19 protein-coding genes and 1 tRNA gene are annotated in these 17,577 nt (G+C 66.9%); 9 read left to right on the top strand and 11 right to left on the bottom strand.

Annotation, left to right across the window (positions count from 1 at the left end):
• Positions 1–6: 6 nt before the first annotated feature.
• The 3 genes from ATC04_RS09755 (at position 7) to ATC04_RS09765 (ending at position 3,675) form a co-directional block, all read left to right on the top strand.
• Complete coding sequence (locus ATC04_RS09755) at positions 7–1,290, top strand: Nramp family divalent metal transporter (RefSeq protein ID WP_047119087.1); 1,284 nt, start codon at positions 7–9, stop codon at positions 1,288–1,290.
• Positions 1,291–1,409: 119 nt separating this feature from the next.
• Entirely contained in the window at positions 1,410–2,051 is a 642-nt protein-coding gene (locus ATC04_RS09760; protein ID WP_047119086.1) for an NAD(P)-binding domain-containing protein, read from the top strand.
• Between the two features lie 112 nt (positions 2,052–2,163).
• Positions 2,164–3,675, top strand: a complete 1,512-nt coding sequence (locus ATC04_RS09765; RefSeq protein ID WP_047119085.1) for an FAD-dependent oxidoreductase — start codon at positions 2,164–2,166, stop codon at positions 3,673–3,675.
• 168 nt (positions 3,676–3,843) lie between these two features.
• Here the strand turns inward: ATC04_RS09765 and ATC04_RS09770 are convergent.
• Positions 3,844–3,928, bottom strand: a tRNA-Leu gene (locus ATC04_RS09770).
• Between the two features lie 279 nt (positions 3,929–4,207).
• Here ATC04_RS09770 and pip point away from each other — a divergent pair.
• Together pip and ATC04_RS09780 are read left to right on the top strand one after the other, a co-directional pair.
• Entirely contained in the window at positions 4,208–5,188 is a 981-nt protein-coding gene (pip, locus tag ATC04_RS09775) for a prolyl aminopeptidase (RefSeq protein ID WP_047119084.1), read from the top strand.
• 98 nt (positions 5,189–5,286) lie between these two features.
• Complete coding sequence (locus ATC04_RS09780; protein WP_160309081.1) at positions 5,287–6,441, top strand: glycosyltransferase; 1,155 nt, start codon at positions 5,287–5,289, stop codon at positions 6,439–6,441.
• A gap of 60 nt (positions 6,442–6,501) precedes the next feature.
• On the opposite strand, the gene ATC04_RS09785 is transcribed toward ATC04_RS09780, so the two are convergent.
• From ATC04_RS09785 to ATC04_RS09795, 3 genes are read right to left on the bottom strand one after another with little or no spacing between them, the layout of a single operon-like run.
• Positions 6,502–7,359 (bottom strand): MaoC/PaaZ C-terminal domain-containing protein, encoded by an 858-nt coding sequence (locus tag ATC04_RS09785; RefSeq protein ID WP_047119082.1) that lies wholly within the window; start codon positions 7,357–7,359, stop codon positions 6,502–6,504.
• Positions 7,360–8,697, bottom strand: coding sequence for a 3-oxoacyl-ACP reductase (locus ATC04_RS09790; protein WP_047119081.1), 1,338 nt, complete (start codon positions 8,695–8,697; stop codon positions 7,360–7,362). It lies immediately after the preceding gene.
• A complete protein-coding gene (locus tag ATC04_RS09795; protein ID WP_047119080.1) occupies positions 8,697–9,992 on the bottom strand; it encodes an acetyl-CoA C-acetyltransferase in 1,296 nt (431 codons plus the stop codon). The genes ATC04_RS09790 and ATC04_RS09795 overlap by 1 nt, the downstream gene beginning before the upstream one ends.
• Before the next feature lie 66 nt (positions 9,993–10,058).
• Here ATC04_RS09795 and ATC04_RS09800 point away from each other — a divergent pair, with 66 nt between their 5' ends.
• Together ATC04_RS09800 and ATC04_RS09805 are read left to right on the top strand one after the other, a co-directional pair.
• Positions 10,059–10,712, top strand: a complete 654-nt coding sequence (locus tag ATC04_RS09800) for a TetR/AcrR family transcriptional regulator (RefSeq protein ID WP_047119079.1) — start codon at positions 10,059–10,061, stop codon at positions 10,710–10,712.
• Between the two features lie 55 nt (positions 10,713–10,767).
• Positions 10,768–12,789 (top strand): acyl-CoA dehydrogenase, encoded by a 2,022-nt coding sequence (locus ATC04_RS09805; RefSeq protein ID WP_047119078.1) that lies wholly within the window; start codon positions 10,768–10,770, stop codon positions 12,787–12,789.
• 188 nt (positions 12,790–12,977) lie between these two features.
• Here ATC04_RS09805 and ATC04_RS09810 read toward each other — a convergent pair whose 3' ends face one another.
• The 4 genes from ATC04_RS09810 to ATC04_RS09820 all read right to left on the bottom strand — a co-directional run bounded on the left by ATC04_RS09810 (position 12,978) and on the right by ATC04_RS09820 (position 14,757).
• Positions 12,978–13,184 carry a hypothetical protein gene (locus ATC04_RS09810; RefSeq protein ID WP_152666843.1) on the bottom strand — a complete coding sequence of 69 codons (207 nt, stop codon included), beginning with the start codon at positions 13,182–13,184 and terminating at the stop codon, positions 12,978–12,980.
• Positions 13,181–13,525, bottom strand: coding sequence for a DUF6036 family nucleotidyltransferase (locus ATC04_RS20100; protein WP_353580010.1), 345 nt, complete (start codon positions 13,523–13,525; stop codon positions 13,181–13,183). Before ATC04_RS20100 ends, ATC04_RS09810 begins: the two co-directional genes overlap by 4 nt.
• Positions 13,522–14,109, bottom strand: a complete 588-nt coding sequence (locus tag ATC04_RS18790; protein WP_082123895.1) for a helix-turn-helix domain-containing protein — start codon at positions 14,107–14,109, stop codon at positions 13,522–13,524. The genes ATC04_RS20100 and ATC04_RS18790 overlap by 4 nt, the downstream gene beginning before the upstream one ends.
• Before the next feature lie 189 nt (positions 14,110–14,298).
• A complete protein-coding gene (locus tag ATC04_RS09820) occupies positions 14,299–14,757 on the bottom strand; it encodes a VOC family protein (RefSeq protein WP_231735951.1) in 459 nt (152 codons plus the stop codon).
• A 124-nt stretch (positions 14,758–14,881) separates the two neighbouring features.
• Between ATC04_RS09820 and ATC04_RS09825 the strand changes: the two genes are divergently transcribed.
• Positions 14,882–15,439, top strand: coding sequence for a GNAT family N-acetyltransferase (locus ATC04_RS09825; RefSeq protein WP_047119076.1), 558 nt, complete (start codon positions 14,882–14,884; stop codon positions 15,437–15,439).
• 58 nt (positions 15,440–15,497) lie between these two features.
• The gene (locus ATC04_RS09830; protein WP_047119075.1) at positions 15,498–15,929 is read left to right on the top strand and encodes a hypothetical protein; all 432 of its coding nucleotides are present in this window, start codon (positions 15,498–15,500) and stop codon (positions 15,927–15,929) included.
• A gap of 12 nt (positions 15,930–15,941) precedes the next feature.
• On the opposite strand, the gene ATC04_RS09835 is transcribed toward ATC04_RS09830, so the two are convergent.
• Genes ATC04_RS09835 through ATC04_RS09845 form a run of 3 tightly spaced genes read right to left on the bottom strand, consistent with a single transcriptional unit; the run spans position 15,942 to position 17,420 of the window.
• The gene (locus tag ATC04_RS09835) at positions 15,942–16,406 is read right to left on the bottom strand and encodes a hypothetical protein (protein WP_047119074.1); all 465 of its coding nucleotides are present in this window, start codon (positions 16,404–16,406) and stop codon (positions 15,942–15,944) included.
• Between the two features lie 7 nt (positions 16,407–16,413).
• Positions 16,414–16,824 carry a VOC family protein gene (locus ATC04_RS09840; RefSeq protein ID WP_047119073.1) on the bottom strand — a complete coding sequence of 137 codons (411 nt, stop codon included), beginning with the start codon at positions 16,822–16,824 and terminating at the stop codon, positions 16,414–16,416.
• A gap of 29 nt (positions 16,825–16,853) precedes the next feature.
• Positions 16,854–17,420 (bottom strand): hypothetical protein, encoded by a 567-nt coding sequence (locus ATC04_RS09845; RefSeq protein ID WP_047119072.1) that lies wholly within the window; start codon positions 17,418–17,420, stop codon positions 16,854–16,856.
• Positions 17,421–17,577: the final 157 nt, after the last annotated feature.

Consider the following 17,577-nt stretch of genomic DNA (forward strand, 5'->3'; position numbering starts at 1 on the left):
GCTCACATGTCAGAAAGCACGCGATCGCTGAATGCGGATCTCGACGGCGGTTCACCGCCGAAATGGAAAATCGTCGGCCCCGGCCTGGTGGTCGCCGCCACCGGCGTGGGCGCGGCCGACATGGTCGCCACCCTCGTGGCCGGCAGCCAGTACGGCTACGCGCTGCTCTGGGCGGTCATCCTGGGCGTGATCCTGAAGATCGTGCTGGTCGAGGGCGCCGGACGCTACACGCTGGCCACCGGCAAAACCATCTTCGAGGGATGGCGCACGCTGGGACGCTGGACCACCTGGTACTTCGGCCCCTACATCATCATCTGGGGCTTCGTCTACGGCGCCACCGCGATGAGCTCGGCGGCGATGCCGCTGGCGGCGCTGTTCCCCGCCATCGACCTGAAGATCTGGTCGGTGCTGATGGGCCTGGCAGGTTTCGCCATGGTCTGGTTCGGCAAGTACAACTTCTTCGAGAAGGTCACCGCGGTGCTGGTGGGCATCATGTTCGTCACCGTGGTCGGCCTGGCCGTCATCGCCGCGCCGAACATCCCCGAGATGTTCTCCGGCCTGATCCCGAGGATTCCCGAGGGCGGCATCGTCTACACCCTGGCGCTGGCCGGCGGCGTCGGCGGCACCATCACCCTGGCTGCCTACGGCTACTGGCTGCGTGAAAAGGGCTGGTACACGCCGAAGTGGATGCGCGTGATGCGCATCGACAACACCATGGCCTATGTCATGACCGGCATCTTCGTGATCGCCATGCTGATCGTCGGGGCCGAGGTGCTGCGCGCCGCGGGCGTCGCCATCTCCGGCGGCGACGAGGGCCTGCTGGAACTGGCCGACGTGCTGCGCGAGCGCTACGGCGTTGTGGTGGGCAACGGCTTCCTGGTCGGCTTCTGGGCCGCGTCCTTCTCCTCGATCATCGGCGTGTGGAACGGCGTCTCGCTGATGTTCGCGGACTTCTGGGGCCACATGCGCAAGAAGCCAGCGAACCACCCGGACACCATGACCGGCGGCAAGTACTTCAAGTTCTACGTGCTCTGGCTGACCTTCCCGCCGATGGTGCTGTTCCTGCTGGACAAGCCGATCGCCTTGATCCTGGCCTACGGCGTGCTCGGCGCCCTGTTCATGCCGTTCCTGGCCGTGACCCTGCTCGGCCTGCTCAACGGCAAGCGCGTGCCCAAGGAATGGGCCAACCGCTGGCACACCAACGGCGCGCTGGCCGTGACCGCGATCCTGTTCATCATCCTGGGTGGACAGCAGCTCTGGAAGTCTCTCTCGCCGCTCTTCGGCGGCTAGCTTCCAGTTTCCCCAGGCTGCCGAACCATGTGCCCCCAAGCATGGTTCGGCAGCCTTCTGTCTTAATCGACGGGCGCGCGATTGGGCCGGCGGGCCGTGAAACACCCAGAATGGATCCTATGGATATCAAGCATTTCGGAATTCTGGGGGCCGGCCGGGCCGGCACCGCGTTGGCGCGGGTCGCTGCGGCGCAAGGCCTTGAGGTCCAGATCGCCTCCACCCGAACGCCGAGCGCGATGAAATACCACCTGGCGCAGTACGCCACCAAGGCCCGGGCAGTTTCCGCCGAGGACGTGGCGCAAGGTGTGGACCTCGTGGTGCTCATGGTGCCCCAGGAGGAGCTGGAGGACGTCGACCCGAAGACGCTGGCCGGAACCGTCCTGGTGGATGCCACCAACCGCTGGGAGGACGAACCGCTGCCGCAGTGGTTCGAGCACGGACTGGAGTCCGGGCTTACCAGCAGCGAGGTCATCGCCGCCCGTTTCGCGGGCTGCCGCGTGGTCAAGGCGCTGAACCACATCAGCCACTGGGACCTGGATGCGGACAAGGCCTCCCGGCGCAGCGCCCAGCGCGCCCTGGGGATCGCCTCGGACGATGCCGAAGCCGCCGAAGCGGTGGCGCAGCTGGTCCGCAAGCTCGGCTTCGCGCCGGTGATCCTCAAGAACCTGGCCGCCGGACGCATGCTGGAACCGCAGGGCCCGGTCTTCAACGAGGTGCTGGACGCCGAGAGCCTGCGTCGGCTGGTCGGAGCCGACGGGTAAGCCTGCTGCTCGGACAAGACGGTTCCATCCAGCGGGACTGGGTCCCGGTGAGTCGAACGCGCACAGCTAATCTTCTGGTTACTTTTGGTCCGTTTCGAGAGGATGCCCACGCATGTCCGACACCAGCACGTTTAACATTTCAGCCAGCAGCATCGACAGCTGGGATTTCGAGGCCGACGTGGTCGTCGCCGGCTACGGTATCGCCGGGGTGAGCGCCGCCATCGAGGCAGCCCGCGCCGGATCCGAGGTGCTGGTGCTTGAGCGTTCAGGCGGCTGGGGCGGCGCCGCGTCCATGGCCGGCGGCTTCATCTACCTCGGCGGCGGCACGCCCCTGCAGCAGGCCCTGGGCTTCGAGGACACGACGGAGAACATGAAGGCCTTCATGAAGGCAGCGCTGGGCCCGGGGACCGACGATGCCAAGATCGACGCCTACTGCGAAGGCAGCGTGGAGCACTACAACTGGCTGGTGGACGCGGGCGTCGTCTTCAAGGAGTCCTTCTGGGGCCAGCCGGGCTGGGAGCCGCCCTACGACGACGGGCTGATGTACTCCGGGGGCGAGAACGCCGCCCCGTTCAGTTCCACGATTCCCCCGGCCCCGCGCGGGCACGTGCCGCAGATGTCCGGCAAGAAGACCGGCGAGCAGGGCGGCGGCTACATGCTCATGAAGCCGCTGGTCGACACCGCGCAGGCCCTGGGCGTGCGCGCCGAATACGATCTGCGCGTCCAGTGCCTGGTCATCGATCAGGACGGGCGCGTGGTGGGCGTCGGGGCCAAGCGCTACGGCGAGGACGTCTTCGTGTTGGCTCGCCAAGGCGTGGTCCTGGCGATGGGCAGCTTCGTCTACAACGGTCAGATGGTCCGCGCCAACGCCCCGCGCATCCTTGGCCGCCCGGCCGCATCCATCGAGGCGCACGACGGGCGCGCCATCGCGATGGGCCAGTCGATCGGCGCCGCCACCGCCCACATGGACGCCACCGAGGTGGCGTTCTTCTGCGATCCGCAGCTGCTGGTGCGCGGCATCCTGGTCAACGGCCGAGGCCAGCGCTACATCACCGAGGACACCTACCCGGGCCGGATCGGCCAGGCGACGCTGTTCCACCAGGAGAACCAGGCGTTCCTGGTCATCGACGAGGCCGCCTTCGAGGAAGGCTCAGCCAGCGAGACCTCCAGCCCGGAGCTGCTGATGCAGCCGACCTGGGTGGCCGAGTCCGCCGCTGAGCTGGAAGCCGAGATGGGACTGCCCGCGGGCAGCCTGCAGGCCACCATCGAGCAGTACAACCGGTTCGCAGTGCAGGGCACTGATCCCCTGCTGGGCAAGAACCAGAAGTGGGTCAAGCCGCTGCAGGGCGCACTGGCCGCGATCGACCTGCGCGGCCGCACCGGAGGATTCACCCTGGGTGGGCTGCAGACCGATGCCGACTCACGGGTCCTGCACGTTTCGGGCGCACCGATCCCGGGACTTTTCGCGGCGGGTCGTTGCACCTCGGGAGTCTGCGCCGGAGGCTACGCCAGTGGCACGAGCCTGGGCGATGGAAGCTTCTTCGGCCGCCGCGCCGGAATCAGCGCGGCCCAGGAAACGAGCGTTCAGAATGAATTGGCGGCCGCCCAGGGCGGCAAGGCCTGATTCTTGAGAAGTTCGCGAATCGGGTTTGCACCCCGCGTGGCACCATCGCTTCTGAAGCACGTCCGGCCCGGGAACGCGCCCGGGCCAGACACCGTTTCTTGCCTATAAGCCCCGTTCGGGGCATATAAAAAATCCCCGGTTGACCGAAGTCAACCGGGGATTTACCTGTGCGCGAAAGGGGACTTGAACCCCTACCCTCTATTCGAGGACCAGCACCTCAAGCTGGCGCGTCTACCTATTCCGCCACCCGCGCAGGTTGTCTGTTGTTCGCGTTGTTATCGCTGGCAACGAAGTAAAACTTTACCACCGCTTTCGCATGAATTCCAATCGGGCGCCAGCCGGCCCGAAGAGGCCGAAACTCCCGGAATTTCGCGGAATAAACGGGGTTGAGTAGGCAGTTTCAGCGATCGCGGCGCAAATTCGTGTCAAGGGTCACAACATTTTGGCCGGAATTAACAGTTTTCCGCTCCTGCGGACGTAAGCTGGCAGCGATTCCGGCAATCCACCACACTTGGGCCCAGGAGCGAGCGACATGAGCGGTCACCACGACAAGCCAGCCATGCCCGATGTCTCGGGCATGCTCCCCCTGGACGATGGGCACCAGATGTATTGGGAGCAATGGGGCAATCCCGACGGCCAACCGGTGATGTACCTCCACGGCGGCCCGGGCGGAACGCTGGGCGCGAGCGGCTATCGCCACCGCTGGGACCTGGGACGAACCCGGCTCGTCGCTTTCGAGCAACGCGGCTGCGGCAGGTCAACTCCCTCCGCCGCCAATCCCCTGGTGCCGCTCTTGGACTTCACCATGGCGAAGCTCATCAGCGACATCGAAAGGGTGCGCAGGTCGTTGGGCATCAAGCAATGGGTACTCAACGGCGTCTCGTGGGGATCCACCCTCGCGCTGTCCTACGCGCAGGCCCATCCCGAACGGGTGTCGGGCCTCGTGCTTTTCGCGGTCACTTCCACCAGCGAGGCTGAAGTCCGCTGGATCACCGAGACGGTCGGTGCGGTCTTTCCCGAGGCCTGGGACGAGTTCGCGAGCTTCGCCGAAATCCACCATCCCTCCTACACCCGCGGCTCCGGCCGCATCGTCAAGGCCTACGCCGACCTGCTGGCCTCACCCGACGGGCAGCTGCGCGACGCGGCTTCGCAGGCCTGGGCGCTGTGGGAGGATACGCATGTTTCCCTGGGCCGGGATCCCGTGGTGCGCGACCCGCGCTGGGACGATGCCCGCTTCCGCCAGGCCTTCGCCAGGCTCACCACGCATTTCTGGTCGCACGCGGGATTCAACGACCCGCCGCTGCTGGAGCGGATGGACCGCATCGAGCACCTCCCGGGGATCCTGGTCCACGGCAGGCAAAACGTGTCAGGCCCGCTGCGCACCGCGTGGGAGCTGCACCGGCGCTGGCCCGGCTCGCAGCTGGTGATCTGCGAGCACGACGGGCACGACGGGGAGCAGATGACGGCCCACTGGGAGTCCGCCAACAACACGATGCTCGATCGGCTCAGTTGATAGCATCAAGGGTGGGCCGCTGCCGCGGCCTGTTCGTTCATTAGGAAATCCGGAGCCCTCCGATGCGCATTGCCATGCTCTCCTTGCACACCTCCCCCATGCAGCAACCCGGGTCGGGCGATGCCGGCGGCATGAACGTGTACATCCAGAATCTGTCCTTCGCGCTGGGCGCGCTAGGACACGAGGTGCACATGATCACGCGCACCGCCGCGGACTCCGAATCCCGGCAGGTCGCCGAGGGCGTGTGGATGCACCAGGTGCAGATCGCCGCGCACCAGCAGCTGGACAAGGAAGACCTGCCGCAGATCATCGACCCGGCCGCGGCCGCAATCTCCGCGCACCTGCACGGCCTGGACATCGACATCATCCACGCCCACTACTGGCTCTCGGGCATGGTGGGGCTGCAGCTGGCCCGCGAGTTCTCCGCCCCGCTGATCGTCTCGATGCACACCTCGGCCGCCGCAAAGGAATTCGAATCCGGCATCGAGGAGCCCGGGCCGCGCAAGGAGGCCGAGAAGCAGCTGCTGGCCGAGGCCTCGCGCGTCATCGCCAACACCCCGGTGGAGGCCCGCCAGCTGGCCCGCTTCTATGAGGTGGACCGGCAGAAGCTGGACGTGGTGCTGCCCGGGGTGAACCACCGCATTTTCCACCCCGAGCAGGACAAGCTCTGCCGCCCGCTGGGCCCCGACGACCTGCATCTGGTCTATGCCGGACGGCTGCAGCCGCTCAAGGGCGCGCACGTGATGCTGGAGGCGATGGGCCTGGCCCGGCGCAGCCATCCGCAGCTGCGCATCACCGCTTCGCTGTTCGGGGCGCGCTCCGGCAGCGCCGACTACGACCTGCAGGCGCTGGTGCAGCGCGAGGGCCTGGACGACCTGGTGCGCTTCTTCGGTCCGCTGAAGCCACAGCAGCTGGCGGCGGTCTTCGCCAATGCCGACGTGGTCGCGGTGCCCTCGCTGTCCGAGACCTTCGGCCTGGTCGCCGCCGAGGCCCAGGCCTGCGGCACCCCGGTGCTGGCCAACGCGGTTGGCGGGCTGGGCTACGCGGTGCGCGACGGCTACTCCGGATGGCTCATGCCTGAACCGGACCCGCAGCTGTGGGCGCAGAAGCTCGTCGAGCTGGCCGGGAATCCGCGGATGGTCACGCAGGCCGGGCACGACGCGCTGGAGCATTCGGGCGAGTTCACCTGGGAGCGGGCCGCGGTGGCCTCGCTGGCCAGCTACCGCATGGCGCAAGGCGCCCTGATCGGCTGAGCCCCCGCACAAGCAGCGTTGGCGCAGGACCGTAGAGGTCCTGCGCCAACGCTGCTTGTCTTAGGCCTGCGTTTGTAGCGTGAGCTCGAAGTGCGGTTTGCCCTTGCGGGGGCTCCACGCCGCCACCTCGAAGCCCGCCTCGGTGCGGGTGAAGGCCAGATCGACGCTGGCCGGCAGCACCACCGGGGTCTTGAACTCGATGCTCCAGCGGTACTCGCCCGCCGCCGGCTCGATGCCGGACAGCGCGCGGGCGGCCAGGTAGATGCCGTGGGCGATGGCCCGCGGCATGCCCAGCGCCTTGGCGCTCAGCGCGGAAAGGTGGATCGGGTTGTAGTCCCCCGCCACCGCCGCCCAGCGCCGCCCGGTCCCGGCATCCAGCGTCCAGGACGCGGTCCGCTGCGGCGGATCGAAGGCAGCATGCACCGATTTCTCCGGCACGGCGCCTTCGAGCTTCACGCCCTTGGCCAGGAAGGTGCTGCGCAGCTCCATCCGCTGTTGCCCGTCCACCACGATGCGCACCACCAGGTCGAAGGCCGCGCCCTTGGGATGGGCGGCCAGGTTCTCGCTGCGCACCTCCACGTCGAAGGCCTCGTCCTCGGCCAGCGGCCGGCGCACTGCCACCTGGTTGCGCAGGTGGATCATGCCCAGCAGCGGCAGCGGGAAGTCGCCTCGCAGCATCAGCGACATGGCCAGCGGGAAGGCCAGCGAATGCACGTAGAGGCTGGGCAGCACCCCGTTGGCCGGGGCGCCGACCGCGCGGCGGAACGCATCCAGGCCGCCGGGGTCGGCCGCGGCCGAGCGGTGGACCAGCACCGTGGAGGGCAGCACCGGATTGCGCCCCTTGCGGCCCAGGGTCTTCACCGCCTTGGCGTAGACCGAGCCCATGGACGGGATCTGCTCGACCAGTTCGGCGCCCATCTAGGCACCCACCAGCGACTGCCCGCACACGCGCAGCACCTGGCCGTTCAGGCCGGCGGCGGCGTCCGAGCTGAGGAAGGAGATCGCCTCGGCGACGTCCTGCGGCAGCCCGCCCTGCATCAGCGAGGGCAGCACCATGCGCGCCACGGTGCGGGTGCCCAGCGGGATCTTGGCGGTCATCTCGGTTTCGATGAAGCCCGGGGCCACCGCGGCGATGGAGCCGCCCTGCTCGGCGAACAGCTTGGCGCTGGAGCGCACCATGCCGATCACCCCGCCCTTGGAGGCGGCGTAGTTGGTCTGCCCGCGGTTTCCGGCGATGCCGGAGGTGGAGGCCAGCGAGACCACGCGCAGCCCCGGCAGCTTGGCGGCGAGGAACGCCTCGTTCATGCGCAGCTGCGAGGCGATGTTCACCGCGATCACCGAATCCCAGCGGGCCGCGTCCATGTTGGCCAGCAGCTTGTCGCGGGTGATGCCTGCGTTGTGCACGACGATGTCCAGCGAACCGTGGCGGCCGATGGCGTGGTCCATGATCTGCTGCGCGGCGTCCTTCGCGGTGACGTCCAGCTGCAGGGTGGTCGCGCCGATCTGGTTGGCTACCGCGGCCAGCGCCTCGCCGGCGGCGGGCATGTCCACCACCACCAGCTGGGCGCCGTCGCGGGCCAGGGTGCGGGCGATCGAGGCGCCGATGCCGCGCGCGGCGCCGGTGACCACGGCAACCTTGCCAGCCAGCGGCTTGCGGAAGTCGGCAGGCAGCTCGCCGTCGGTGCTGCGCACGGTGAGGAACTGCCCGTCCACGTAGGCGCTGCGTCCGGAGAAGAAGAAGCGCAGCGCGCCAAGGGTTCCGGGGCTGAGCAGGTCGGTGCCCTCGGTGAGCACGATGCCGTTGGCGGTGGCCCCGCCGCGCATTTCGCGGCCCAAGGAGCGCATGGCGCCGTCGATGCCCTGGCGCACCGCAGCCAGGGCCGGGGCGTCGGTGTCCAGCGCCGGGCGGGAAATCGAGACCACGCGGGCCCCGGGCACCAGCTTGCGCAGCGCCGCGCCGGCGGCGAGCATCAGCGGCGAGAGCTGCTCGGGGTGGGTGAGCTCGTCCAGTAGCAGCACCAGCCCGCCCAGCTTCGCGTCCCCGGCATCGTGGCGGCGCACGTCCAGGTCCCAGCCCATCAGCGTGTCGCTCAGTTCCTGGGCGCGGGCCGAGCTGCCCAGCACCAGCACCGGGCCGGGCAGCAGCGGGGTGGTTTCCCCGTAGCGGCGCAGCCGCGGCGGGCGCGGCAGGCCCAGCAGCTTCGCGAGCTTCTTGGTCATGCCGGTGTTGACCAGTTCCATGTACTTGTCTGCCATTACTTGCGTGCCTCCACGATCGCGACGACTCCCTGGCCTCCGGCGGCGCACACGGAAACCAGTGCGCGGCCGCTGCCCTTTTCTGCCAGCATCTTGGCGGTGCTGGCGATGATGCGCCCGCCGGTGGCGGCGAACGGGTGCCCGGCCGCCAGCGAGGAGCCGTTCACGTTCAGCTTGCCCCGGTCGATGGCCCCCAGCGGCGCATCCAGTCCCAGCTTCTCACGGCAGAACGTCTCGTCCTCCCAGGCGGCCAGCGTGGCGAGCACGGTGCCGGCGAAGGCCTCGTGGATCTCGTAGAAGTCGAAGTCCTGCACGGCCAGGTTGTTGCGCTCCAGCAGGCGGGCGGTGGCGTAGGCAGGGGCCATGAGCAGGCCCTCGGCGCCGTGCACGAAGTCCACCGCGGCGGCCTCGAAGTCCACGAAGTTCGCCAGCATCGGCAGATCGTGCGCGGCGGCGAATTCCTCGCTGCCCAGCAGCACCGTGGAGGCGCCGTCGGTCAGCGGGGTGGAGTTGCCGGCGGTCATGGTGGCCGCCTCGCCCAAGTTCTTGCCGAAGGCGGGCTTGAGCTTGGCCAGCTTCTCAAGGGTGGAGTCGGCGCGCAGGTTGTTGTCGCGCGAAAGCCCCTTGAACGGGGTCAGCAGGTCGTTGAAGAAGCCGCGGTCGTAGGCGGCGGCCAGGTTCAGGTGGCTTGCCAGCGCCAGCTCGTCCTGGGCTTCGCGGGTGATGTTCCAGGCCTTGGTGGTCAACGCCTGGTGGTCGCCCATGGACAACCCGGTGCGCGGCTCGCCGGTGCCCGGGGCGCTGGGCGCCAGGTGCGAGGGGCGGATCTTGGCCAGCGCCGCCAGCTTGGCCTTGGTGGACCTGGCGCGGGAGAGCTCCAACAGGATGCCGCGCAGCGATTCGGAGACCGCGATCGGCGCGTCGGAGGTGGTGTCCACGCCGCCGCCGATGCCGGATTCGATCTGGCCCAGCTTGATCTTGTTGGCCAGCGAGCCGATGGCCTCCATGCCGGTGGCGCAGGCCATCTGCACGTCGTAGGCAGGGGTGGCAGGGTCCAGCGAGCTGCCCAGCACGGATTCGCGGACCAGGTTGAAGTCCTTGGAGTGCTTGAGCACCGCGCCGCCGGCGACGGCGCCGAGGCGCTGCCCCTGCAGCCCGAAGCGCGCCACCAGGCCTTCCAGCGCGGCGGTGAACATGTCCTGGTTGGAGGCGTTGACGTAGGCGGTGTTTGACCGGGCGAACGGGATGCGGTTGCCACCGATGATCACGGCATTGCGCACTGAGGGCTGGCTCATCTGGGTTGAACTCCTAAAGGGAATTTGATGTGACAGGTATTACTGTAACCGAGAGTACATGATACTGTGAGTAACGTGAACAAGATCACCGAAGTATTCGACCCGGCAGCCGACGGCCGCGCCTCCCGCTGGGAGGCCCACCGCACCGCCCGCCACGAGGAGCTGCTCAAGCTCGCCCGCAAGGCGGTGCACCAGCTCGGCCCGCAGGTTTCAATCCAGGAGATCGCGAACCACGCCAAGACCTCCAAGCCGGTCTACTACCGCTACTTCGGAGACAAGGAAGGGCTGCGCCAAGCGCTGGGCGCGATGGTCATCAACGACTTCCGCCAGCGGGTGATCGCCGCGGGCCTGGCCAAGCAGGACGAGGCCAGCGCGCTGCACGCGATGGTCACCGCCTACCTGGAACTGGCGGCGAACTCCCCCAACCTCTACTTCTTCGTCACCGCAGTCCCCCGGGACTCCGGTGCCGCCGACGACGCCTCCGGCGCGCTGAACGACTTCTTCGAGGAGATCAGCTCGCTGATCGCCCAGCGGCTGACCGGCCTGCCAGCCGCCGCCGGCGCCACCGCGATCAGCCTCTGGCCGCGCGCGGCGCTGGGCATGGTGCGCGCCGCGGGCGAGCAGTGGCTGCGCCAGCCCGAGAGCGGCGGCAAACCCAGCTTGGCCGCACTGGCCGACGAACTGAGCCGCTGGCTGGTCCACGGCATCGCCGCCCGCTAGCAACCATCCCGACACCCAACCCGTCAACATTGTGCAGTGAACGAAAGGTACCGACATGAGTGAGACCCGCATCGACGTCAAGGCCCTGGCCGAGCAGCTGCTCGGCCCCTACGCCGAGGTCCGCAAGGCCTCGCGCGCCCGCGCCGCCCGCCCCGAGCTGCAGCGCGACCCCTCGCTGCCGATGGACGCGCACCGCGCCCGCGTGCTTCAGCAGCTGGGCATCCTGGTCCAGGAGCAGGCGGTGCAGCGCGCCTTCCCGGCACAGTTCGGCGGCCACGACGACCACGGCGGCTCGCTGGCCTCTTTCGAGGAACTGGTTGCCGCCGACCCGTCGCTGCAGATCAAGGCAGGCGTGCAGTGGGGCCTGTTCGCGGGGGCGATCCTGCACCTGGGCACCGCGGAGCACCACGCCAAGTGGCTGCCGGACGCCATGAGCCTGAAGACCCCCGGCGCCTTCGCGATGACCGAGATCGGCCACGGCTCGGACGTCGCAGCCGTCGCCACCACCGCCACCTATGACGAGGACACCGAGGAATTCGTCATCCACACCCCGTTCAAGGCCGCCTGGAAGGAATTCCTGGGCAACGCGGCGCTGCACGGCAAGGCAGCCACCGTCTTCGCCCAGCTGATCACCAAGGGCGTGAACCACGGCGTGCATTGCTTCTATGTGCCGATCCGCGATCAGGACGGGCAGTTCCTGGACGGCGTCGGCGGCGAGGACGACGGCCTGAAGGGCGGGCTGAACGGCATCGATAACGGCCGGCTGCACTTCACCAACGTGCGTGTGCCGCGCACCAACCTGCTCAACCGCTACGGCGACGTCGCCGCCGACGGCAGCTACAGCTCCCCGATCGCCTCCCCGGGCCGCCGCTTCTTCACCATGCTCGGCACCCTGGTCCAGGGCCGCGTCTCGCTGGACGGCGCCGCCACCAGCGCCTCGAAGATCGCCCTGCAGATCGCGGTGACCTACGCGAATCAGCGCCGCCAGTTCAACTCCACCTCGGACACCGAGGAGACCACGCTGCTCGACTACCAGCGCCACCAGCGCCGCCTGCTCACGCGTGTGGCCCGCACCTACGCCTCCTCCTTCGCGCACGACGACCTGCTGGACAAGTTCGACGCGGTCTTTTCCGGCCGCGAGGACACCGACGAGGACCGCCAGGACCTGGAAACTCTCGCGGCTGCGCTGAAGCCGCTGAGCACCTGGGACGCGCTGGACACCATCCAGGAATCGCGCGAGGCCTGCGGCGGCTCGGGCTACATGGCCAAGAACCGCTTCAACCAGCTCTACAACGACCTGGACATCTACGTCACCTTCGAGGGCGACAACAACGTGCTGCTGCAGCTGGTGGGCAAGCGCCTGCTCACCGACTACGCCTCGGAGTTCCGCAAGCTGGATACCGGCGCGGTGGCCCGCTACGTGGCCAAGCAGGTCGGCAGCACCGCCCTGCACCGCTTCGGGCTGCGCGGCGTGGGCCAGTCCTTCGCCGACGTGAGCGACGAGCGCAAGAGCGCGAACTTCTTCAAGGACCCCGCCAACCAGCGCGCGCTGCTCACCGAGCGCATCAACGCCAAGGTCGCCGAGGTCGCCGGCGCGCTGCGCGCCGCGGGCAAGGACCCGGTGAAGGCGGCCAATGCCTTCAACGAGAACCAGGACCTGCTCATCTCCGCAGCCCGCGACCACGGACAGCTGCTGCGCTGGGAGGCCTTCACCGCCGCCCTGGCCAAGATCCAGGATCCGGCCACCAAGGAGGTGCTGACGTGGCTGCGCGACGTCTTCGCGCTGACCGTGATCGAGGACGACCTGGGCTGGTTCCTGGCCAACGGGCGCCTGTCCATGCAGCGTGCCCGCACCCTGCCGGAGTACGTCAACCGGCTGCTCGCCCGCCTGCGCCCGCACGCGCAGGATTTGGTCGACGCCTTCGGCTACACCCAGGAGCACCTGCGCGCGGAGATCTCCTCCGGAATCGAGGCCCAGCGCCAGGACGAAGCGATGGAATACTTCCGCCGCCTGCGCGCCAGCGACAACGCCCCGGTCAGCGAGAAGTCCCTGCGCAAGAGCGGCGCCAAGGCATAGCCTGAGCAGCCGAACCGCGTGAATGCCTGCCGGCCCCGCCGTCCTCCCGGATGGCGGGGCCCGCAAGTGCTTAGGCAGTCTGTGCTGCGCCTGCCACCTCACCACTCGAGGACAGCACTGCTGCTAGCGAAAGAACTTCGACACGAGAAAGTTCTGAAGAATAGTTTCCAAAATCCCCTCGGGACCGGCTAGCTCTCGTCTTGGTGTGCCTGTTCTATTGCTTCCAGTGCCACGATGGGTGCATCTTCACGACTGACGGGTGAATATGCGACATCATCAACTCCGTAGAGTTCTTCCGCAATCCTCACGGCTTCATTGGGGTCCTCGATACCCAACGCGGCAACCAGGAAGCTGATGTCTTCCAGATCGCGCTGCCTGGCAGAACTGAGCTTCATGGCCAGAAGCGTGTCCAATGAAGCGACAAACGCATGATGACCGTCACCAAGGTTGATTTCATTCCACGTGGCCCGGAAGGGATAAAGGCCGCCGCAGACGAGTTAAGCCAGTTCGTAGGCAGCCCCCGCTCATCAGCGATCGCCGCAATAATCTGCTCGACGCTGTCAGTCGCGCTGTACGAGGCATCAACATCCCGCGTAACTCTCCTACTGTGGCCTGACAGTGCTATGGCTGCTCCCCCGACAAGTCGGTTCGTTATGGCCAGGCCATCACTTTCAAGCCGACGGATAAGCTCCCTGACGAGCCCGCGGATCTCTTCCAGAGTCAGTTCACGACTCAAGCGGCCTCCAGCGAATTGTCCTTAATAAAGATATTGAAATCTGCAAACTTCTTTGGGGTCCGCCTTATCGTCAGATTTCGAAATGCCTCGCCCATCGTCCGGGTGTCATCACCGGGGAACCAAGGCTCTGGCAATTTCGCTCCCCACCGTGGCAAATGCGGCGAGTTGCCCTCCATAACAAGTCGCGCTCCTGCGGCAAGCAACGCATCAAATTTCGCGCTTCCCGTGGATCCAGGTTTCTTCAAACGTTGCGGTCTCATTGATTTCAGGCGCTTGAGCGCGTCCATGGCGATCCGCAAAGCGAACTCACGTTCCCCTTGAGAAAGTTCTTCAGCTATATCCTTGGCAACTTGGTCCAAGACCATCTGCGGTGAAGGATCAGGAGCCCCCCAATGGATCCCCAACGAACTGGCGACTTTGAGCGCAGGACCTAACTCAAGTGAGTTCTTGCCGGATTCCAAATCGCCAATGAACTTCCTCGAAAGCCCATTAAGGTCCGCTAGCGCTTGCTGGCTTAGCCCTCGTTCAATGCGAGCACCGCGTGCCGCAGCGCCGAGCGCCTTTGCTGAATCGATGGTTTTCATGAATACATGATGTCACCGATCGGATACAAAATGAATGAGATCTTGGATTGCTTGCCAGCGCTGCGAATAGGATTCCTGACGTGTTCACTAGAGACGATAGGCCCCATCCCTGCGCCGAAGACACACCCGACAATGCAAGGGAGTTCAGAAGCCATCGTCCGAGGCGACCAGACGCTCTTGCACTCAGCACTACGCCAGCCGTTGCGCCAACGCGATGGTCAGCCCCTCGGGACCGCGGATGTAGGCCATGGACCAGATGCCCTCGTATTCCCCGATGCCCCCGATCAGCCCGTAGCCGCGTTCCTGCAGCCGGCTCACCAGCAGGGGCAGGTCCTCCACTTCGAAGGCCAGGCTGCGCAGTCCCAGCTCGTTGGCCATCGCCCCCGGCTGTCCGGGCCCCGGGGCCGGGCGGTCGAAACTGGACAGCTCGATGCAGACCTCGGTTCCTGGCACCGCGAGCATCACGATATTGGTGCGCGAATCCGGGATGCCGCAGACGGTGTCGAGGAACTCCCCCTCCATGCCTTCCTGGCTTCCCTGGACTTCCAGGCCCAGCTCCACGAAGAACTCGGTCACCGCTTCCAGGTCCGAGACCGTGACGCCGACATGGTCGAACCTCTTGATCCGGGGCATCGGTGCATGGCTCATGGCTCTTCCCTCTCCACGGGGTTTCCGGTACTTTAGGCGCAGGTTATTGCGCCCCATGCTACGCCCGCGGTGTGATGGGTCCAAGCAGATTCGGCGGCTCCCAGACGAGAAACAGGCAGGCACAATGAGCATCGAGATCTTTCCGGCGGATGCCGAGCGGTTGAACGACATCCGGCAGATTTTCGGTATGACCGGCGATCCTTCCTGGTGCAAGTGCCAGTACTTCATCGACAAGAACTGGAACCAGGGTGCCGATGCCAACGACCTGGCGCTGCAGACGCAGGTCTGTACCCAGGAGGTCCCGGCCGGCTTGGTGGCCTACGCGGACGGCGAGCCCGCCGGTTGGGTGCAGGTCGGCCCGAGCACCCGCTATCCCCGGTTCAAGCCGCGTGGCCACCAGGCGACGCACTCGATCTGGGCACTGACCTGCTTCGTGGTCCGCGACGGCTACCGGAGGCGCGGTGTTGCCCGCGAACTTCTGCGCGCGGCGATCGGGCATGCGCGGGATGCCGGGGCCGAGTTCCTGCGTGCCCGCCCCACCGACACCGCGATCAATGCGAAAAACAGCGCCGGCCTGTTCACCGGCGTGCTCAGCAGCTTCCAGGCCGAAGGTTTCGAGATTGTGAACCGCAACCACAGCATGACACTGGTCCAGCTTCGCCTTGCGGCCGAACCCACGTAGACTGGCCTCGACAGTCGCGATGGTCACCCGCGTGGTTCGACAAGGAAAAGGATCACAGATGAATCCCCACCCGGAAATGGTTCGTTCGCGGCAGCTGGCTTGGCTCGGCGTCGGGGCGGCACTGCTTTCCATGCTCACCACGAGCTCTGCGGTCCTGCAATTCATCTGCCTGACTCTGGGCGCCATCCTGTTCATCATGTCCGCCCAACGGCTCCCCGCAGACACCGGCGCCAAGGGATTGCCTTCCCGCAAGGCGCTGATCGTGCTGCTGGGTATCGCCGCCGCCTCGTTTGTGCTGCGCTTCGTGCTGCTGCTGGCGGTTTCCACGCCTGCGCCCTACGCCGACTACATGCCGGAGACCGGGCCGCGGGCAACCCAGTTCATCGCCGCGAATACGACGTTCTTCTACCTTTTCTCGGTGCTGGTGATGTTCGGGGCCACGCTCGGCGCAGCGTTGGCTCTGTTCGGCCGCAAGCAGCGCACCGCCTGAGCAATTCAGTCGCTAAGCGGCAGGCTGCGGCCGATAGAAGGTGAAGGCGAGCACCCCGGCCAGGGCCGCCAATCCCAGGGTGGGGATCATCAGCGCAGGGTCCATGGTGACCCGCGTCGGGTCCTGAGCATCCAGCTGGGAGGCGATCAGTGTCAGGTGCATTGCGTTGACTCCCAGCGCGAAGAACACCCCGAGGCCAACCCCGACCCGGGCCAGCAACGCCGAGGCGCCGCGGCGGGCGATGGCCAGCCCGCAGACCAGGGCGCACAACACGATGGCCGTGGCCGAAAGCAGCAGGTTGATCCCGAACAGCGGTTCGAACCCGCCGGCGATATTCTGCTCGTTCCACTGCGTGGCCAGTTCCTCCGGCAGCCGCTCGGAGGAACAGACCGACCACAGGCGATCACTGCGGAGACCAGCGCGATGCAGGCAACGGTCCCCCAGCCCCAGGAGCGGTCGTAGCCGCGCAGGTCCCACTTGACCACTACAATTCCCCTTCCACCCGGTCCGCAGGCAGCGGCGCGAGGAATTCAAGCCGGTTGCCGAAGGGATCGCGCGTATGGAAGCGCTCATAGCCTTCAAAGCTGGTGCGTTCGCTGAAATCCACCGGGCAGCCCAGCGCGCGCATGCGTTCGCCCATGGCTTCCAATTCCTCGCGGCCGGCCACCAGCAGCGCCGGGTGCGCCTTTGCAGGCGGCTCGAACTCCGGGTCGACACCCAGGTGCAGTTCCGCGCTGATCGCGCCCTCGTCGTAGGCGCGGAACCAGCACCCGCCACGGCCGCGCAGCGCCTCGGGTTTGGGCACCTCGGTGAACTCCAGCGCGCCGGCGTAGAACTCCCGGGCGAGGTCTTCGCCGCCTGCCTGCATCGGCAGCTGCACGTGATGGAGTTTCATCGGCGGTGCCTACGGGTTGCGTTGTCTGGCTAGCCGTCGAGCTCTGCGACCTCGACCAGCCCACGGCGGGTCGGGACCGGGGCCACGTGGGTGCCAGCGGTCGAGACCAGCTGGACCTGAAGCAGGCGCGGGGCGTTGCCCTGCGCGGTGTGCAAGATCCACGGACCGACCATCAGGTAGGAGTGGTCGTTTTCCGCCTCGGTGACCACGCCGGTGACCACGAAGTCGCCGTAGGGTTCCTGGCTGAAGGAGGCAACCACCAGGTCGCCGTGCGTCAGATCCGCCGCCTCGACGGCCTGCGGCTCGAAGCTGCCGTCGAATTCCGCGGGGAACGCGCGCACATCCTTGTCCGGCTGGCGTACCGCGCTCTCCTCGCCGTCCGACCCCTTGGCGGTCTTCTTGGCCGCGGCGGCGTTCAGCCCGCCGACCATCAGGTCGTCCAGCACCGTGGCGTGGGCTTGTCCGCTAATCAGGAAGTTGCCGAAGCGCGCGGTCTTGTAGAGCACCGAGACGACGTCGCCCGCCGACACCGTGCCGAAGGCGGCCTTCATGCCTGCCACGTCGCGCTTGGAGGGTCCCTTGATAAAGGTATCCACTGGTACTCCCGTTCCTGCTTGTCCTGCATTCTCTGGCTTAACCCTATTCGACCCCCGAAACGGTGGCGAATCAGCGCCTTGCGCGCCCCGCGGCGTGCGGTAGGCTGGAGCAACCGGCCAAAATTCTGCCGTGCAAGTAGTCTCAAACACTTGTTTC

Origin of the sequence: Arthrobacter sp. YC-RL1 (assembly GCF_001454985.1) — a bacterium.
Classification (GTDB): Bacteria; Actinomycetota; Actinomycetes; order Actinomycetales; family Micrococcaceae; genus Glutamicibacter; species Glutamicibacter soli.

Coding starts and splice junctions, on each gene's coding strand:
- ATC04_RS09755 (WP_047119087.1), top strand. CDS start 7: ATGTCAGAAAGCACGCGATCGCTGAATGCGGATCTCGACGGCGGTTCA.
- ATC04_RS09760 (WP_047119086.1), top strand. CDS start 1,410: ATGGATATCAAGCATTTCGGAATTCTGGGGGCCGGCCGGGCCGGCACC.
- ATC04_RS09765 (WP_047119085.1), top strand. CDS start 2,164: ATGTCCGACACCAGCACGTTTAACATTTCAGCCAGCAGCATCGACAGC.
- pip (WP_047119084.1), top strand. CDS start 4,208: ATGAGCGGTCACCACGACAAGCCAGCCATGCCCGATGTCTCGGGCATG.
- ATC04_RS09780 (WP_160309081.1), top strand. CDS start 5,287: ATGCAGCAACCCGGGTCGGGCGATGCCGGCGGCATGAACGTGTACATC.
- ATC04_RS09785 (WP_047119082.1), bottom strand. CDS start 7,359: ATGGGCGCCGAACTGGTCGAGCAGATCCCGTCCATGGGCTCGGTCTAC.
- ATC04_RS09790 (WP_047119081.1), bottom strand. CDS start 8,697: ATGGCAGACAAGTACATGGAACTGGTCAACACCGGCATGACCAAGAAG.
- ATC04_RS09795 (WP_047119080.1), bottom strand. CDS start 9,992: ATGAGCCAGCCCTCAGTGCGCAATGCCGTGATCATCGGTGGCAACCGC.
- ATC04_RS09805 (WP_047119078.1), top strand. CDS start 10,768: ATGAGTGAGACCCGCATCGACGTCAAGGCCCTGGCCGAGCAGCTGCTC.
- ATC04_RS09810 (WP_152666843.1), bottom strand. CDS start 13,184: ATGAAGCTCAGTTCTGCCAGGCAGCGCGATCTGGAAGACATCAGCTTC.
- ATC04_RS18790 (WP_082123895.1), bottom strand. CDS start 14,109: ATGAAAACCATCGATTCAGCAAAGGCGCTCGGCGCTGCGGCACGCGGT.
- ATC04_RS09820 (WP_231735951.1), bottom strand. CDS start 14,757: ATGAGCCATGCACCGATGCCCCGGATCAAGAGGTTCGACCATGTCGGC.
- ATC04_RS09825 (WP_047119076.1), top strand. CDS start 14,882: ATGAGCATCGAGATCTTTCCGGCGGATGCCGAGCGGTTGAACGACATC.
- ATC04_RS09830 (WP_047119075.1), top strand. CDS start 15,498: ATGAATCCCCACCCGGAAATGGTTCGTTCGCGGCAGCTGGCTTGGCTC.
- ATC04_RS09840 (WP_047119073.1), bottom strand. CDS start 16,824: ATGAAACTCCATCACGTGCAGCTGCCGATGCAGGCAGGCGGCGAAGAC.